We start from the raw sequence: 15,735 nt of genomic DNA on the forward strand, positions 1-15,735 counted from the left end.
TGGCGCCACATCGGCCACCTCGTCGAAACCATCGAGGCAGCCGAATGCAAGAACTACTTCGAAAACGCAGGCTACGCTTCCGTCAAAATATGAAACGCTCTAGCCGTGCTGCGCGACGCGGTCGACCTCGGTCGCAAACTGGAGCCGAGCCAAGCCGAAGCACCGACGATTCCTCCCCGAAAATAGGAACGGACTTCAGCGAACGGGGTCGAGGCAACGCTGTGCGACAATTCAAAGCAAAGCCACTCCGGGCGGGCCGGAGTGGCTTTGTTGCAAGTGCAGTTCAGCGGTTGGCGATAAAAACCGCTTCCTCATCGTCGCGCTGCCTGCCTCCGAGGGCCGCGGCGGCACTGGCGATAAAGGCGCCGATGGCCAGCGAGAGCGCACCAAGCAGGGCAAACGTCGCACTGGCCTTCCTGGCGGTGTCGGCGGCCTGCTGCGCCTTGACTTTGGCGTCCTGAGCCTTGGCGAGGACGGCATCCACCCGGGTCCTGGCGTCTGCTTCAGAAAGCCCTGTGCGGACGGCGACCAGCTGCGACAGATACGTTTTGTCGTCTGCGGAAACCTCGCCTGCCGCTGCACCGGCGATCAGGATGCGCGAAGCCTGACCGACCGCAGCCGCATCGCTGTCCGGATTGGCGGCAGCCAGCCTGCCCGGATCAGCCGGACGGAACAGCGAATCCACCAGGTAGGAGGTCGCATTGTCTGCCGATGTGCTGTCGGCATTGGCCGAAGCTCCCGCCGATGCGCCCATGGCCGCGCCAGACGCGATGGTGGACACCGCCTGCACGCCTGAGCCTATCGCAGCGGAAAGCGCGGAGCCAAGCACGCCGACGACGAGCAACGTGGCCAGCGCCCAGGCAAGAAAGCCGTGTGCGGTGTCCCGGAAATAGACTTCATCGGTGTGGATGCCGACCCATTTGGTGCGCAGGCGTCCGGCAAGATAGCCGCCGACGCCGGAGGACAGCCATTGCACGATGACAAGCCAGATCGCGGTGGACGCCGCGAAAGTGGTCACAGATGCGCCCGATCCCGACCATGGCGACACCATGCTCAATCCCAGCCCCGAACCGAGCAGCATGAGGATGAGGGTCAATGTCGAGGCCGCGAAGGCTCCGGCGATGATCGGTCCCCAGCTGACGGCGGTGGAGGAGGACTCGGTTGAGGCGGAAACATCGACCGCCGACAGGGTGGACTGCATGGAAGCCCCCTATCGTACGAACAGCATGATCAGAATGATGATCGGAATCGGAATGCCGAGCAACCAGAGCAAAATGCCACGTCCCATGGAGGCCTCCTGTTAGAATATTGTGAATCGATGTTGTCACAATGTTCCAAGGGAACTTCCGTTCCGGCGCGTTGTAAAATGATTTTCTTGCCGCCAGCGGAACATTGGCGCGCCGCAGCGCGCCAATTCAGATTTGATGTCCAGATCAGATGTCCAGATTGGCGACCGACAGCGCGTTGTCCTGGATGAACTCGCGCCTGGGTTCGACCTCATCGCCCATCAGCCGCGAAAACAGCGAATCCGCATCGGTCGCGTCATTGACCTTGACTTGCAGCAGCGAGCGCACGTTCGGATCGAGCGTGGTTTCCCACAGCTGTTCGGCGTTCATCTCGCCGAGACCCTTGTAGCGTTGCATCGTCAGGCCCTTGCGGCCGGTCGCAAAGACCGCGTTGAGCATCGCCAGCGGCCCCGAGATGGTTTCGGAGACATCTTTGCGGCGCAGCACCGGCGGCGACCCGTAGACCTCGCTGAGGCGCTGTGCGTAGCGGTCGAGCTGGCGTGCGTCGGCCGAATTGATCAGCGCCAGGTCGAGATGCGCGTATTCCTTGACGCTGCGCACCGTGCGCTCGAACACATAGCCGCCGACGCCTTCATTCGAGGTCGACATGCGGCCGGTCCAGCCGCGCTCGGTGTCCTCGGCGATGATGTCGAGGCGTTTTGCAATCCGCTCCGCCATGTCGTTGGCGCGGCCGAGATCGGTGAACACGTCCGGGTTGAGCCCGCCGGCGATCGCCGCCTGCTCGACGACGCCTCTGTTGTAGCGCGTGTGCAGGCCGTTGATCAGCTGGCGCACCGCCAGCGCGTCGTCGATGGCTCCGCGCAGGTCCTGTCCGATGCGAACCTCGCCCGAGCCGAGGGTAAGCGATGCTTCCTCCAGTCCCGAGCCGATCAGGAACTCCTCGAACGCGCTCTCGTCCTTGATGTATTGCGAGCTCTTGCCGCGCGTCACTTTGTAGAGCGGCGGCTGGGCGATGTAGAGATGGCCGCGCTCGATCAGCTCCGGCATCTGCCGGAAAAAGAAGGTCAGCAGCAAGGTTCTGATATGGGCGCCGTCGACATCGGCGTCGGTCATCAGGATGATCTTGTGGTAGCGCAGCTTGTCGGCGTTGAACTCGTCCTTGCCGATCGAGGTCCCGAGCGCCGTGATCAACGTGCCGATCATGTCGGAGCCGAGCATGCGGTCGAAGCGGGCCCGCTCGACATTGAGGATCTTGCCGCGCAGCGGAAGAATGGCCTGATTCTGGCGCGAACGGCCGCCCTTGGCCGAGCCGCCGGCGGAGTCACCCTCGACGATGAAGATTTCGGACTTCGCCGGGTCGCGTTCCTGGCAGTCGGCCAGCTTGCCGGGCAGGGAAGTGACGCCGAGCGAGCTCTTGCGGGTGATATCGCGCGCCTTGCGCGCCGCTTCACGCGCCGCCGCGGCCTGGATCACCTTGTCGACGACCACCTTGCCTTCGCTCGGATGTTCTTCAAGCCAGGTGCCGAGCGCTTCGTTGACCAGGCCTTCGACGACAGGACGGACCTCCGACGAGACCAGCTTGTCCTTGGTCTGCGAGGAGAATTTCGGATCTGGAACCTTGACTGAAAGCACCGCCGTCAGGCCTTCGCGGCAATCGTCGCCGATCAGCGAGACCTTTTCCTTCTTGGTCAGGCCCGACGATTCGCCATAGCCGGTGATCTGGCGCGTCAGCGCGCCGCGAAAGCCGGCCAGATGCGTGCCGCCATCGCGCTGCGGGATGTTGTTGGTGAAGGCCAGCACGTTCTCGTGGTAGCTGTCGTTCCACCACATCGCCACTTCGACGGTGATTCCGTCGCGCTCCGCCTTGATGGCGATCGGCTTGTCGATCAGCGGTTTCTTGACCCGATCGAGATATTTGACGAATTCTTCGAGGCCTCCGTCATAGTGCAGTTCATGGCGCACGACATCGGCGTGACGGGCATCGGTCAAAATGATGCGCACGCCGGAATTGAGGAAGGCAAGCTCGCGCAGCCGGTGTTCCAGCGTGCCGAAGTCGAACTCGACCATGGTGAAGGTCTCGGCCGACGGGAAGAAGGTGATCTGGCTGCCGCTGCGGCCCTCATAGGTGCCCGGCTGCTTGTCCTGCTCATAGCTGCCGGTGGCCTTCAGCGGCGCGTCGGCATTGCCATGCGTGAAACTCATCTCGAAGATCTGGCCGTTGCGGCGGATTTTCAGCTTCAGCCACGCCGACAGCGCGTTGACCACCGAGACGCCGACGCCATGCAGGCCGCCCGAGACCTTGTAGGAATTCTGGTCGAACTTGCCGCCGGCATGCAGCTGCGTCATGATCACTTCGGCCGCCGAAATGCCTTCTCCGGTGTGGATATCGGTTGGAATTCCGCGGCCATTGTCGATCACGGTGACCGAACCATCGGGGTTGAGCGTCACGGTGACGAGATCGGCGTGACCGGCCAGCGCCTCGTCGATGGCGTTGTCGACCACTTCATAGACCATGTGATGCAGGCCCGAACCGTCGTCGGTATCGCCGATATACATTCCGGGGCGTTTGCGGACAGCATCCAACCCCTTCAAAACCTTGATGGAATCGGCGCCGTATTCGGCTTCAGCGCCGTTGTTGTTGTCGATCTGATCGCTCATGAAAACCTGTTGTCTGGATGCCGCTTGCACGGCGCGAAAAACCCGCTTCGAATCGCGCCTCTGATATGCACTAGATATAGGCGCAAAAGGCGGTTTTTCCAAGGTTTGCAGGCATTTCACGGGGAATGAGCCGGCTGTCCATGACAGCCTCCCGTCAGGCCCTATTTCACTTTGGCCAGCCGGTCCCTGAGAAACTTGATCATGAACTTATATCGCGGCGCCAGCCGCCCGCTGCGGTCGAGCTCCAGCGTCATGTCCAGCGCCTGGGAAAGCACGGCCTTGGGGTTCTTGGCGACCTGAGCGTAGTCGATCATGGCCACCACCAGGTCGCGCTGCCAGGTGGCGTTGTTTGGGTCGGACCGGGCGAGCTGCTGGCGGATGTCGAGACTGTCCTGGAAAGCCTGCCGCGCGCCTTTGACGTCGCGATGCTTGGCCTTGAGCATGCCGATCTCGGACAGAGTGATCGACAGGTCGCGTTGCCAGTCGGCATTGGCAGGGTCGAGCTTGGCCAGCCGGTCGGCGATGGCGAAACTGTCTGTATAGGCCTTGAGCGCTCCAGCGCGGTCGCCCTGTATCGCCCGAATGCCCGCTACTTTTTCCAAGCTGACCGAGAGGTCGCGTTGCCAGTCGGCGTTGGCAGGGTCACTGGCCGCCAGCACGCCGGCTATCGAGAGGGCTTGCCTGTAGGCGGCGAGGGCTGCCGGCCAGTCCTCTTGATCGCTCAGCGCATTGCCGATCTTTGCGTTGCCGACCGACAGGTCGCGCTTCAGCTCACTGTTGTCGGGGTCGCGGCCCACCAATTGTTCGACGATCGCATGGCCCGCTTTATAGGACGCGAGTGCGCCCGCCGCATCGCCGCGCTCGCGCTTGAGGTCGCCGATCGTATCATGGCTGACGGAGACATCGCGTTGCCGCTCGGCGTCCCACGGCTTCTTCTCGGCCAGCGCCAATCGGACCTTCAGGCTCTCCTCGTAGGCCATCTGGGCGTTGTCCAGTCGCCCCATGACCCGGGCAAGGCCGCCGATCTCGTCATAGGTGATGGTCAGGTCGCGCTGCAGCTCGGCGCGCTCCGGTTCATTATCGGCAAGTTGCTTCTTGATCGACAGGCTTTCCTGGTAGACTTGTGCGGCGCTGGCCAGATCGCCTTGCGTCACCAGCACGTTGCCGATCTTGTCGTCGACCATGGCGAAGTCCCCGAACCATGGCAGCCGATCGGGTTCGGCAGCGGTCAAATCCCTGAGCATGGTTCTGGCGGTCCGATAGTTTTCCAGCGCTTCCGGCAGGTCCCCTTGCGCCAGCTTGACGTTGCCGAGCTTGATGTGGCTGACGGCAAAATCGCGCTTGACGCTCGGGTCGGTTTCCCGGGCCGAACGCAGCTCGAGATTGGATACCAGCGCTGCAAAGGCGCGGCCTGCCGCATCGGTGTTGCCGACAAGGGTGTAGAGCTTGCCGAGTTCGTCCAGCGTGCGGATCTGGCGGTCGGCCTGGTCCAGGGTCAGATCGGTCTGCCCGGCCTCGCGGTAAAGAGCCAGGACCGATTCATAATCGTTGATGGCCGTGGCGTAGTCGAGGTCGGCGCGCGCCGCACCGCCGGACAGGAAACGCGTCGCCGCCTCGGACAGCGTGCGGCCGACGAAATTGGCCTTCAAGGCGTTGCGCGAAACATTGTCGATGTCGGCGGCCTTTGCGAGGATGGCGCGAGCCCCATCGAAGGCGCCGAGCGAAAGCTGCTCCTCGGCCTGCCGGCGCAGCTCCGTCACCTGCGGATCATCGGAGGCCAGCGTCCTCATTTCGCCGCGCACCTTGACGAAGGCGTCCGCCGCCTCGCGCAACCGGGCATTCAGGCTGTCCGCCGAAAGGTGGCTGGCGTCGGAGCTGATCAGCACGCCGTAGAGAGGCGCCAGCGGCATGTCGGCATCGCTGGCAACCTGCTCGACCTCACCGCGCATTTCCGGCGTCACGTCGGCCATGGCAAGCAACAGGCGCTCGCGCTCCGGCAATTGTTCCATGGCGGCCGCGGCAAAGAACAGCTTCGGCAGGCCGCTCTCGACGTAAGGCAGCTGTTTGCCCCGCGACAAATCGTAGACCTCCTGCTGCACCAGCGTCAGCACCGAGCGGATTTCGAGCCCGCTGGTGCCGAGATATTTGGTCAGCGCCGTGGTGAATGGCGAGTTCTGGCCGGTTCCGTCGGCCGCCGTCTCGCCGGGTGCTGCCGAGAAAGCGAACAGGATGTTTTCGGCGCGGCCAGTCCGACCAAGCCCCGGCCGGACATTTTCCACGACATCCTTGACCAGCGACGTCGCACCGCGCCCGTCACCCACCGTGCCCGAAAACGGATCGCTCCGGCAGGCGTCGAGCATGATCAGGCCGACCTTGGCGGTGGCGGCCACGGTCTTGCGCACCTCCTCCAGAGGCAAGCTGGTCTTCTCCAGCGCATCGAGCGAAGAGGGGTCGGCATCGACCGGCAGCAGCCGGTTATCGCCCGAGATTTCCACGCCGTGGCCGGAGAAGTAGACCAGCGCCACGTCGGCGCCTTTGGCATCCTGGCGAAAATCGTCGAGCGCGCGGCGCATGCGCCGCAGGTCGCGGTTGGTTTCGAGGACGACCTCGAAGCCGAGCTTCTTCAGCACCGCTCCCATCGCCTCGCCGTCATGAACCGGGTTGGCAAGCGGCCGGATCAGGCGGTAGTCGTCGTCGGCGATGATCAAGGCCACGCGCCGCTCAGCCGCCGCGGTGGCGGTGGTCATGAGCATCAGCAGCAAGGCAAAAAGCAAACGCAAGTCGAACCGCCCCCCGGCTTGTCCCTTTGCGCGAACATTCCACCTCTTTATGCCATGAGCAAGCCGGGCTTTTTGCGGAAGACCAGCGTTTTCAGGCAGCCCGCATAGGCTTCAAAGCCTCGCTCCAGCGCAACAGCTCGTCGAGCATGGTTTTGGCTCCGCCCTGCACCTGTTCGCCGGCGTTGAAAGCGCCGTTCTCGTCGAGCAGTTTCTGATACATCGGCAGGGCGACGCCTTCCGAGATCGGCATGACACCCACCGAGGTCAGCAGCGGCTTCAGCGCTTGCGCCGCGCGCAGGCCGCCGGAGACGCCGCCATAGCTGAAAATGGCGGCAGGCTTGTACTTCCATTCACGCGAGAGATAATCGATCGCGTTGACGATCGCCGGCGCCACGAAATAATTGTATTCCGGCGCCACGAAGACGAAGGCATCGGCGGCATCGATCGCTTTCGACCAGGCCTTGGTATGGTCGTTCTGGTAATTGCCGAGTCTTGGATGGTGCGGTTCGTCCAGCACCGGAAGCTTGAACGTGTCGATGTCGGTCAGTACCGGCTCGAATTTTCCATGCTCGCGCGCGAACGTCTCCAGCCACTTGGCAAAAACCGGCCCTGCGCGGCCTGGCCGCGTGCTGCCGATGATGATGTTCAACTGGTGCTTCAAGCTGGGCTCCTGCGATAGCGGTATCCATTGGTGACTGCCACCTAGGGCATGCCGCTCGGGGCAACAAGAAGGCACCTCACGGTAACCGGTCACGTTCCGGAGAGCAGGGCCTTGCCGTACGGTCACATGGACGCCTGCTTTGCGGCCCACTACATTGGGTCATCAGCGGAGCACAGCATGGACATCCAGCCCGCCCCCTTCATTCCCCCGGCGCCGAAGCCGCGCACGACGCCGCCCTCGACGCTGGAGATGATCCGCATCGTCTACCGCAACCCGCTCGAATTGTGGGGTGAACACACCTACAACGAGCCTTGGATTTGGGCCAATGGCGTTGGCGGACATCTGATCGTCGCCAACGATCCCGGCCTGATCCGCCATGTGCTGGTCGACAACGCCAGGAACTACAAGATGGCGACGGTGCGCCAGAAGATCCTGCGGCCGATCCTGCGCGACGGCCTGCTGACCGCCGAGGGCGAGGTCTGGAAGCGGTCGCGCAAGGCGATGGCGCCGGTGTTCACGCCGCGCCACATCTTCGGCTTCGCCCAGCCGATGCTGAGGCGCACGCTGGACTTCGTCACCCGCTATGAAGACGGCGGCACGTCCGACATCGCTCATGACATGACGCTGCTCACTTACGACATCCTGGCCGAGACGCTGTTTTCCGGCGAGATCGCTGGCGAGCCCGGCAGTTTCGCCAACGAGATCGACCGCCTGTTCGAGACCATGGGACGCGTCGACCCGCTCGACCTGTTGCGCGCGCCCGATTGGCTGCCGAGGCTGACCCGCATCCGTGGCCGCAAGACCATGGCCTATTTCCGCAAGATCGTCACCGACACGGTCAAGATGCGCGAAGGGAAATTCAAGCGCGATCCAGGTGCCGTGCCGCAGGATTTCCTGACGCTGTTGCTCAAGGCCGAGGGCCCCGACGGACTGACGCGGGCCGAGGTCGAGGACAACATCATCACCTTCATCGGCGCCGGCCATGAGACGACCGCGCGGGCTTTGGGCTGGACGCTCTATTGCCTGGCTGAATCACCGTGGGAGCGCGACCGGGTCGAGCACGAGATCGACCAGGTGCTGGCGCGCGAGCCCGATCCGACGAAATGGCTTGGCGCCATGCCGTTCACCCGCGCCGCCTTCGACGAAGCGCTCAGGCTCTATCCGCCGGCGCCGTCGATCAACCGCGAGCCGATCGAACCGGAAATGTGGAAGGATCTTTATATTCCGAAGCATGCCGCCGTGCTGGTGATGCCCTGGGTCGTGCATCGCCACAGGAAACTGTGGGACAGGCCAGATGCCTTCCTGCCGGAGCGCTTCCATCCGGGAAACCGCGAAAAGATCGACCGCTTCCAGTATCTGCCGTTTGGCGCCGGTCCTCGCGTCTGCATCGGCGCCAGCTTCGCCATGCAGGAGGCGATCATCGCGCTGGCGATCATGCTGTCGCGCTTCCGCTTCGACACCACCGCCGAAACCAAGCCTTGGCCGGTGCAGAAACTCACCACGCAGCCACAAGGCGGTCTGCCGATGCGGGTGACGCCAAGATAGGCGTGACCCCTTCAGGTAGCTGTAACGACTATGCTGCAGGCTTGCGCTGCTGGAACTGGCCAGCGGCGCGGTAGCGCCAGAGATAGCTGGGCAGGATCGTCGCGATCGATTGCGGCTGGATGCCGAGCCCCGCAAGCGTCCGGTTGGCCTTGGCGGCCGCGTCCGAAACGATGTTGTGTTCGCGCAGCTGCATCACCTGGTCCTTGGTCAGCAGCGGATTGGGCAAGAGGCCGAGGATCGAGGCCTGGATGTTGGCCACCCACCACGGCACCGGCACCAGCAGGCGCTTGCGCTCGATCACCTCGAGCAGCTCTTCCATGCATTCCTTGAAGGTGAGCACCTTCGGCCCGCCGAGTTCATAGATATGGCCGCCATCCACCTTGCCGTCGACCGAGCGCGCCACCGCTTCGGCAACGTCGCCGACATAGACCGGCTGGAACTTGGTCTGGCCGCCGCCGATCAGCGGCAGCACCGGCGAATAGCGCGCCATGTTGGCGAAGCGATTGAAGAAGCCGTCTTCGGGTCCGAAATTGATCGACGGCCGGAAGATCACGGCGTCCTTGATCGTCTCCAGCACAGCCTTTTCGCCAAGCGCCTTGGTGCGCGCGTAGTCCGATTCGGAGTCCAGATCGGCGCCAAGCGCAGAAATGTGGGTCAGGCCGGCGCCGACCGAGCGCGCGGCCTCGGCCACTGCGCGGGCGCCGAATTCGTGCACGGCGGAGAATTTCTGCCGGCCGCTCTCATGCAGGATGGCGACCAGATTGACGACATGGTCGGCGCCTTGCACGGCGCGGTCTACCGACCAACGCACGCGCACATTGGCCTGGACCGGCTGGATCTGGCCGACATTGCCAAGCGGCTGCAAATGGCCGGCAAGATCGGGCCGCCGGCAGGCGACCCGGATGCGATAGCCGCGCTTGGCCAGCGCACGCACGACATGGCGGCCGACAAAGCCTGACCCGCCAAAGACGACGACGAGCTTTGGGGTCTGCAGGATTTCGGTCATGGCTGGCTCCGGCGCTCGCAAGCTTGGCTGAAGCCGTTTCATAATCCGTTTCGTGCCAAAGGCAAAGGGCGACGCGTCGTCGCTATCAGCCTGTCAGAACGCTTTGCCGATACGGGCGTCGACCGAATGGCGGTTGCCGCCGCGAATGACGAAGAAGAGCAGGATCGCCGCCCACAGCAGCGACTTCTCCGCGCCCGAATAACCCTGGTCCATCGTAACCCAGTGGAACCAGACCGTGACCAGCAGCACGAACAGGCCGGCAAAGGCGGCCGGCCGCGTCAAAAACCCGATGGCGATGAAGATGCCGCCGAAGAATTCAGTGCAGGCCAAAAGCAAGGACCACAACGCACCCGGATAAAAGCCGAGACCCTCGACCATCTCGGCGGCGCCGAAAGGATTGGTGATCTTCTGCGAACCGTGGATGGCTAGAAACCCACCGGCGACGACGCGAAGAACCGTTTCGGCACCATCGTGCAGAGCGGCGTAAACCCTGCCAAGGGCCGGGATGACAAGGGCGTTGCGGGGATTGTCCGTGCTTGCCGACATTATAACTCCTCTGTTTTGCTCAATCAGCGCAAACGGCCGATCGGGTCGGCCGAAGTCAAATAAACAAAAGTTGACCAGAATAAGAATGTTTTACCATTGTTCGATCAAAACGCAGAAAACCCCGCAGAAGCGGGGTTTTCCGGGCGACGTCCATGTGAAGTCAGGGGCCGACGGAGCGGCCTGACCTGAGACGGTATCAGGAGGGCGTGAAGCAAGTACGCCCACCCCAGCCCTGAACATCCGACATGGTGCCACCAACCTTCTTGCAGGCGGCGACGAAATCGGCGCTGCAATTGGCGAATTTTGCATGGCCGTTCTTGCAGTAGTGATCTTCGGTGGCCCCGCCGCTCGGGGCAGTGATGACACCCGGGCTAGACGGCTTGGCCGGCGCGGCCTTCAAGGTGGCTGCCTGTGTGGCACCCATGAACGAGCCGAGCAGAAGGACGGCGGTCAGCATGGTGATCTTGGTGTTGGTCATGACAATTTCCTTTGATTTGGGTTGAGTTTCCGAGGCGCGAAGGACCGGCCATCGCGTGATGCAGGCTTTCGATTTCGGTTTGCTGCTTCCCCCGGTGTGGATCGGGCAAGCTCGCCTTGCCCTGGACAAAGCTGTGTCGCAGCAAGGCGCGGAAAGGTTCAGCGGCGCGCAAAGAAAATCGCACCGCACCGCGCCTGGGGCGGGCTGATTTCAGATAACCAATTGATATTTAATTATTATTCAGGAAGAGTAGCGTGCGGCGAATTCGGAAATGCGCTGCACCACCGCCTTGGATGCGGTGATGCCCCGCGCTTGCGCCTTCTCTGCCGCCTCTGCACGGGCGCGGCCCGGCACGTGCACGCCGAAGCGCCGCCGCAGCCGGTCGAGTTGGTCCTTCATTCGCTGCTCGAAATCCGGATCGAGCAGCTTGGGCTCGACGGCAAGCACGAACAGGCCGGTGCCGGGACTGTCCGGCCCGCCGCTGAACCATGGCGCGTCGAGCGACCAGTTGGCGCCTGACAGGCCGGCTGCCAGCACTTCGACCATCAACGCGATGTTGGCACCGCGCTGGCCGCCGAAGGCAAGCATGGCGCCCTTCATGGCGGCGGCCGGATCGGTGGTCGGGTTGCCGCTGGCGTCCAGCGCCCAGCCTTCCGGGATTGTCTTGCCCTCTTCGGCCGCTTTGCGGATGTTGACGAAGGCGGTGGCGCTTGACGACTGGTCGATGACCAGCGGCGCGCCGTCGGCGGCGGGTGCGGCAAACGACATCGGGTTGGTGCAATAGACCGGCTTGACCGAGCCCGAGCCGGCAAGCACGGCCGGGCCGTTGGTGGCGGCGAACGACACCAGTCCAAGTGCTGCCAGCCTTCCGGTGAAATAGCCGAGCGCGCCGCATGTATAGGCGTTCTTCTGCGAGAAGATGGCGACACCGAACAGCTTTGCCGCCTTGGCGAGGTCGTCGATGGTGCGGTCGAAGCCGGTATGCGCCAGCCCGCCGCGTGCATCGGAGAGATAGACCGCAAGCGCCGGCCGGGTGATCACCGGATCGGCATTGCCGTCGATGCGTCCGGCTTCCAGCGCCTCAAGATAGTCGATGAAATGCGACAGACCGACCGAGGAAAGCCCTTCGGCCTCGGCTGCTATGATCGAAGCAGCGAGCGATTGTGCCGCTTCCTCATTGGCGCCGGCGCCAAGTGCCGCCATCCGGCACAGTCCTTTTGCCTGGTCGAGACTGAGTTGCATCATGGCCGTCCTAGGGGAGTAAGGGAATAGGGGAGTACGGGAGTACGGGAGTACGGGAGTAGGGGACAGTGGGCAGTGAATAGCGAATGGGGATGGAAATGTGAATGTGGATAGTAACCTGATACTCCCCTACTCCCCTACTCCCCTACTCCCCTACTCCCCTCTAACCAATCTTGTTCGGGATCCGCGCCTCGATCCTGCTGAAGGCAAACACCAGAATACCGGTGATCGTCATGTAGATCAGCGCCAGCAGCAGCAGGGGTTCATAGGTGAGATAGGTGTCCTGCCGCACCTTGGACGAAACGGCGAAGATGTCGATGACGCTGATCGTCGCCACCAGCGGCGTCGATTTCAACTGCAGCACGGTCTCCCCGGTCAGCGTCGGCAGCGCCCGATAGATGGCTTGCGGCAGCCAGATGCGCCGGAACGCCTTCCAGCGGCTCATGCCGAACGCGCGGGCGGCTTCGAGTTGCCCCTTCGGCACGCCGGCAAAGGCGCCACGCATCACCTCGCCCTCATAGCCGGCGAACGACAGGGTCAACGCCAGCACGCCATAGGGCCAGGCTTGCCGCAGATATGGCCACATCCAGGATTCGCGGATCCAAGGATATTGCGGGAACAGCGAGCCCAGGCCGTAATAAAGCAGCCATAGCTGGATCAGCAGCGGCGTGCCCCGGATCACCGTGCAGAACACCTTGGCGGGCGCGGCGAACCAGAATGAGCCGGCGGCTTGCGCCAGCCCTAGCGGCACGGCCAGCAGGAAGCCCAGGACGCAGGTGACGGCCAGGATCCACAGCGACCGCCAGATGCCGATCAAGCCCATTTCATAATATTGCGGCAGCCAGTCCCAGCGCATGAAAAAGGCGGCCGACAGAACCAGGCCGAGTGCGATCAGGATCAGCACGATGCGGTGCGGCTGCAGCCACAGCGACGTTCGCGCGACGACGTTGATGATGGCAGCCTCGTTGGCCATCAGCGCGCCTCCTTGAGCGAAGGCATGCCGCGCCGCGACCAGGTCTCGACACGGCCGATGACGAGGTTGGAGAACAGCGACAAAAGCAGATAAAGCACGCCCGCCGCGAAAAAGAAGGTGAAATAGGCTTTGGTGACACCCGCCGCCTGCCGCGTCGCCAGCGCCAGCTCGTAGAAACCGACGACCGCCAATAGCGCGGTGTCCTTGGTGGCGATCAGCCAGAGATTGGCGAGGCCCGGTATGGCGAAGGGCAGCATTGACGGCAAGGTGATGCGCCGCAGCAGCAGGCCGGGAGACATTCCATAGGCGCGCGCGGCTTCGATCTGGCCCTGCGGAATGGCCAGAATCGCGCCGCGTATCACCTCGGTCGAATAGGCGCCCTGGACGAAGCCGAGCACGGCGATGCCGGCGGCAAGGCCACTCACGTCGACGCGCTGATAGCCCATGGCCGTCAGCGCCTGATTGATCAGGTCGGTTCCGGCGTAATAGAGCAGCAGGATCAGCACCAGTTCGGGCACCGCGCGCACGATGGTGGTGTAGACCGCCAGGAGATCGCGCACCACCGGCCCGCCATAAAGTTTGCCATAGGCGCCGCCGGTGCCGATCAGAAGGCCGAGGCACGTGGCGCCCAGCGCGATCTCGATCGAATGCAGCAGCCCGACCAGAAGCGTCCCGCCCCAGCCTGGCGGGTAGGGCGAGAGAAGCTCGGTGATGCCGGCCGCGGAGGCCGAAAGAAGTGCGTCGATCAGCGTCGCCCCCGAAGTGCTGGCCAACCGCCGACGGCTGCGTCGGCGGCAAACATGCCTGGGAAAGATCGAGCAGGGGGCATGGCGCTGGCGCCCTGCCCCCTGCTCATACGAGGATCGTCAGTTCGACTGTGCGCCGCCACCGCCGTAAATGTCGAAATCGAAGTATTTCTTCGAGATCTCGTCATATTTGCCGTTGGCGCGGATCGCCTTGATGCCGGCGTTGATTTTGCCCTTCAGTTCGGTGTCTTCCTTGCGCACGCCGGCCCCGACGCCCGGTCCGAGCACTTCGTCGTCAGGAGCGACCATCCCCTTCAAGTCGCAGCAGGCCTTGCCCTGGTCGGATTTCAGGAACTCGCCAAGCGCGATGGAATCGGCCTGGACCGCATCGAGGCGGCCGGCGGCCAGATCGTTGTTGGCCTCGTCCTGGGTCTGGTATTCCTTGATCTCCGAGGCTGTGCTGCCAAAGTGCTTCTTGGCGTAGACAGCGTGCACCGTCGAAACCTGCACGCCGACGATCTTGCCCTTGAGGTCGTCCGGGGCGGAGCCGAATTTCTGGTCCTTGGGGCCGATGATCGCGGTCGGCGTGTTATAGTACTTGTCCGAGAAATCGATCGTCTTCGCGCGTTCGGCGGTGATCGACATCGAGGAGACGATGAGGTCGATCTTCTTGGTCGTCAGTGCCGGGATGATGCCGTCCCAGGCGACCGGGGTAATGACGCAATCGAGCTTCTCCTCGGCGCAGACGGCATCGATGAAGTCGATCTCCCAACCGACCCACTTGCCCGAAGCATCGGGCGAGGTGAAGGGCGGATAAGGCTCGGCGGCGACGCCGATCTTGACCGGATCGGCCTTGGCCACGCCCATGGCGGCGACGCCGAGCAGCAGCGCTGCGGCGAATGTTTTCAGAACAGTCTTCATGTCACGACTCCCAGTTTGTTGTTGGTTCCCGGTTTTCTTCCGTCCCGGCCTGTCCTAGCCGATGTTGCGGATGAACTGCTTCAGCCTTTCGGATTTGGGCGCGCCGAAGATCTGCTCCGGCGGGCCTTCTTCCTCGACCAATCCATTGTAGAGATAGACGACATGCGTCGCGACCTCGCGGGCGAACTTCATCTCGTGGGTGACCAGCACCATGGTGCGGCCTTCGCGCGCCAGGTCGCCGATCACCTTCAGCACCTCACCGACCAGCTCGGGATCGAGTGCGGAGGTGGGCTCGTCGAACAGCATGACGCGCGGATTGATGGCCAGCGCCCGGGCGATCGCCGCGCGCTGCTGCTGGCCGCCCGACAGATAGGCCGGATAGACGTCGCGCTTTTCGGCCAGACCGACACGGGCGAGCAGTTTCTCGGCCTCGCCGATCGCCACATCGCGCTTGATGCCAAGCACATGTACGGGAACCTCGATGACGTTTTCGATCAGCGTCATGTGGCTCCACAGGTTGAAGTTCTGGAACACCATGCCGAGCTTGGAGCGGATGCGCTCGATCTGCTTGCGGTCGGCCGGGACCGTGTGGCCATGGCTGTCGGCCTTGAGCTTGATCTCCTCGCCATTGACGCGGATGATGCCGCTGGTGGGGTTTTCCAGGCAGTTGATGCAGCGCAGCAGGGTCGATTTGCCTGAGCCCGAGCCGCCGATGATGGCGATGACCTCGCCGTCGCGCGCCGACAGCGAGACGCCCTTCAGCACATGCAGCTCACCGAATCTCTTGTGCAGGTTCTCGACATGGATGGCTTCGGCGGCGCCGTCCTGCGCCGTATGTTTCAATGCGGGTGCGGCGCTTTGCGCTGTCATCCCGGATGCGGCGCTTATGGCCGTCATTCCTTCCACGCTCCGCGGAGCGTTCGAGCTCGTCG

13 protein-coding genes are annotated in these 15,735 nt (G+C 63.3%); 1 reads left to right on the plus strand and 12 read right to left on the minus strand.

Annotation, left to right across the window (positions count from 1 at the left end; all coding sequences use genetic code 11):
- Nucleotides 1-283: 283 nt before the first annotated feature.
- The 4 genes from NKI66_RS11850 to NKI66_RS11865 all read right to left on the minus strand — a co-directional run bounded on the left by NKI66_RS11850 (nt 284) and on the right by NKI66_RS11865 (nt 7,346).
- Complete coding sequence (locus NKI66_RS11850; protein ID WP_023811499.1) at nt 284-1,201, minus strand: hypothetical protein; 918 nt, start codon at nt 1,199-1,201, stop codon at nt 284-286.
- 232 nt (nt 1,202-1,433) lie between these two features.
- A complete protein-coding gene (gyrB, locus tag NKI66_RS11855) occupies nt 1,434-3,905 on the minus strand; it encodes a DNA topoisomerase (ATP-hydrolyzing) subunit B (protein ID WP_023811500.1) in 2,472 nt (823 codons plus the stop codon).
- Between the two features lie 161 nt (nt 3,906-4,066).
- Complete coding sequence (locus NKI66_RS11860; RefSeq protein WP_352439797.1) at nt 4,067-6,685, minus strand: caspase family protein; 2,619 nt, start codon at nt 6,683-6,685, stop codon at nt 4,067-4,069.
- 91 nt (nt 6,686-6,776) lie between these two features.
- Nucleotides 6,777-7,346, minus strand: coding sequence for an NADPH-dependent FMN reductase (locus NKI66_RS11865; protein ID WP_023811502.1), 570 nt, complete (start codon nt 7,344-7,346; stop codon nt 6,777-6,779).
- 177 nt (nt 7,347-7,523) lie between these two features.
- Between NKI66_RS11865 and NKI66_RS11870 the strand changes: the two genes are divergently transcribed.
- Nucleotides 7,524-8,891, plus strand: coding sequence for a cytochrome P450 (locus NKI66_RS11870; protein WP_352751700.1), 1,368 nt, complete (start codon nt 7,524-7,526; stop codon nt 8,889-8,891).
- Between the two features lie 28 nt (nt 8,892-8,919).
- Here the strand turns inward: NKI66_RS11870 and NKI66_RS11875 are convergent, their stop codons facing one another.
- The 8 genes from NKI66_RS11875 to NKI66_RS11910 all read right to left on the minus strand — a co-directional run bounded on the left by NKI66_RS11875 (nt 8,920) and on the right by NKI66_RS11910 (nt 15,673).
- Nucleotides 8,920-9,897, minus strand: coding sequence for a complex I NDUFA9 subunit family protein (locus NKI66_RS11875; RefSeq protein WP_023811504.1), 978 nt, complete (start codon nt 9,895-9,897; stop codon nt 8,920-8,922).
- A 93-nt stretch (nt 9,898-9,990) separates the two neighbouring features.
- Nucleotides 9,991-10,443, minus strand: coding sequence for a DoxX family protein (locus NKI66_RS11880; RefSeq protein ID WP_352751702.1), 453 nt, complete (start codon nt 10,441-10,443; stop codon nt 9,991-9,993).
- Nucleotides 10,444-10,639: 196 nt separating this feature from the next.
- Nucleotides 10,640-10,921: a hypothetical protein gene (locus NKI66_RS11885; protein ID WP_023811506.1), complete on the minus strand. Its 282-nt coding sequence runs from the start codon at nt 10,919-10,921 to the stop codon at nt 10,640-10,642.
- Between the two features lie 240 nt (nt 10,922-11,161).
- Nucleotides 11,162-12,163 carry an Ldh family oxidoreductase gene (locus NKI66_RS11890; protein WP_352751810.1) on the minus strand — a complete coding sequence of 334 codons (1,002 nt, stop codon included), beginning with the start codon at nt 12,161-12,163 and terminating at the stop codon, nt 11,162-11,164.
- Nucleotides 12,164-12,326: 163 nt separating this feature from the next.
- On the minus strand, nt 12,327-13,136 hold the full coding sequence (locus tag NKI66_RS11895; protein ID WP_027039831.1) for an ABC transporter permease: 810 nt from the start codon (nt 13,134-13,136) through the stop codon (nt 12,327-12,329).
- Nucleotides 13,136-13,849, minus strand: coding sequence for an ABC transporter permease (locus NKI66_RS11900; RefSeq protein ID WP_206516821.1), 714 nt, complete (start codon nt 13,847-13,849; stop codon nt 13,136-13,138). The genes NKI66_RS11895 and NKI66_RS11900 overlap by 1 nt, the downstream gene beginning before the upstream one ends.
- Before the next feature lie 153 nt (nt 13,850-14,002).
- A complete protein-coding gene (locus NKI66_RS11905; protein ID WP_023811511.1) occupies nt 14,003-14,803 on the minus strand; it encodes a transporter substrate-binding domain-containing protein in 801 nt (266 codons plus the stop codon).
- A gap of 54 nt (nt 14,804-14,857) precedes the next feature.
- The gene (locus NKI66_RS11910; RefSeq protein WP_023811512.1) at nt 14,858-15,673 is read right to left on the minus strand and encodes an ABC transporter ATP-binding protein; all 816 of its coding nucleotides are present in this window, start codon (nt 15,671-15,673) and stop codon (nt 14,858-14,860) included.
- Nucleotides 15,674-15,735 lie beyond the last annotated feature (62 nt).

This window comes from Mesorhizobium sp. M0518, from assembly GCF_040321125.1.
In the GTDB taxonomy this organism is placed as follows: Bacteria; Pseudomonadota; Alphaproteobacteria; order Rhizobiales; family Rhizobiaceae; genus Mesorhizobium.

Bases quoted from the DNA above. Each gene is read 5' to 3' on its own strand.
- gyrB (WP_023811500.1), bottom strand. From the start codon at position 3,905: ATGAGCGATCAGATCGACAACAACAACGGCGCTGAAGCCGAATACGGC.
- NKI66_RS11875 (WP_023811504.1), bottom strand. From the start codon at position 9,897: ATGACCGAAATCCTGCAGACCCCAAAGCTCGTCGTCGTCTTTGGCGGG.
- NKI66_RS11870 (WP_352751700.1), top strand. From the start codon at position 7,524: ATGGACATCCAGCCCGCCCCCTTCATTCCCCCGGCGCCGAAGCCGCGC.
- NKI66_RS11910 (WP_023811512.1), bottom strand. From the start codon at position 15,673: ATGACAGCGCAAAGCGCCGCACCCGCATTGAAACATACGGCGCAGGAC.
- NKI66_RS11895 (WP_027039831.1), bottom strand. From the start codon at position 13,136: ATGGCCAACGAGGCTGCCATCATCAACGTCGTCGCGCGAACGTCGCTG.
- NKI66_RS11885 (WP_023811506.1), bottom strand. From the start codon at position 10,921: ATGACCAACACCAAGATCACCATGCTGACCGCCGTCCTTCTGCTCGGC.
- NKI66_RS11905 (WP_023811511.1), bottom strand. From the start codon at position 14,803: ATGAAGACTGTTCTGAAAACATTCGCCGCAGCGCTGCTGCTCGGCGTC.
- NKI66_RS11850 (WP_023811499.1), bottom strand. From the start codon at position 1,201: ATGCAGTCCACCCTGTCGGCGGTCGATGTTTCCGCCTCAACCGAGTCC.
- NKI66_RS11880 (WP_352751702.1), bottom strand. From the start codon at position 10,443: ATGTCGGCAAGCACGGACAATCCCCGCAACGCCCTTGTCATCCCGGCC.
- NKI66_RS11890 (WP_352751810.1), bottom strand. From the start codon at position 12,163: ATGCAACTCAGTCTCGACCAGGCAAAAGGACTGTGCCGGATGGCGGCA.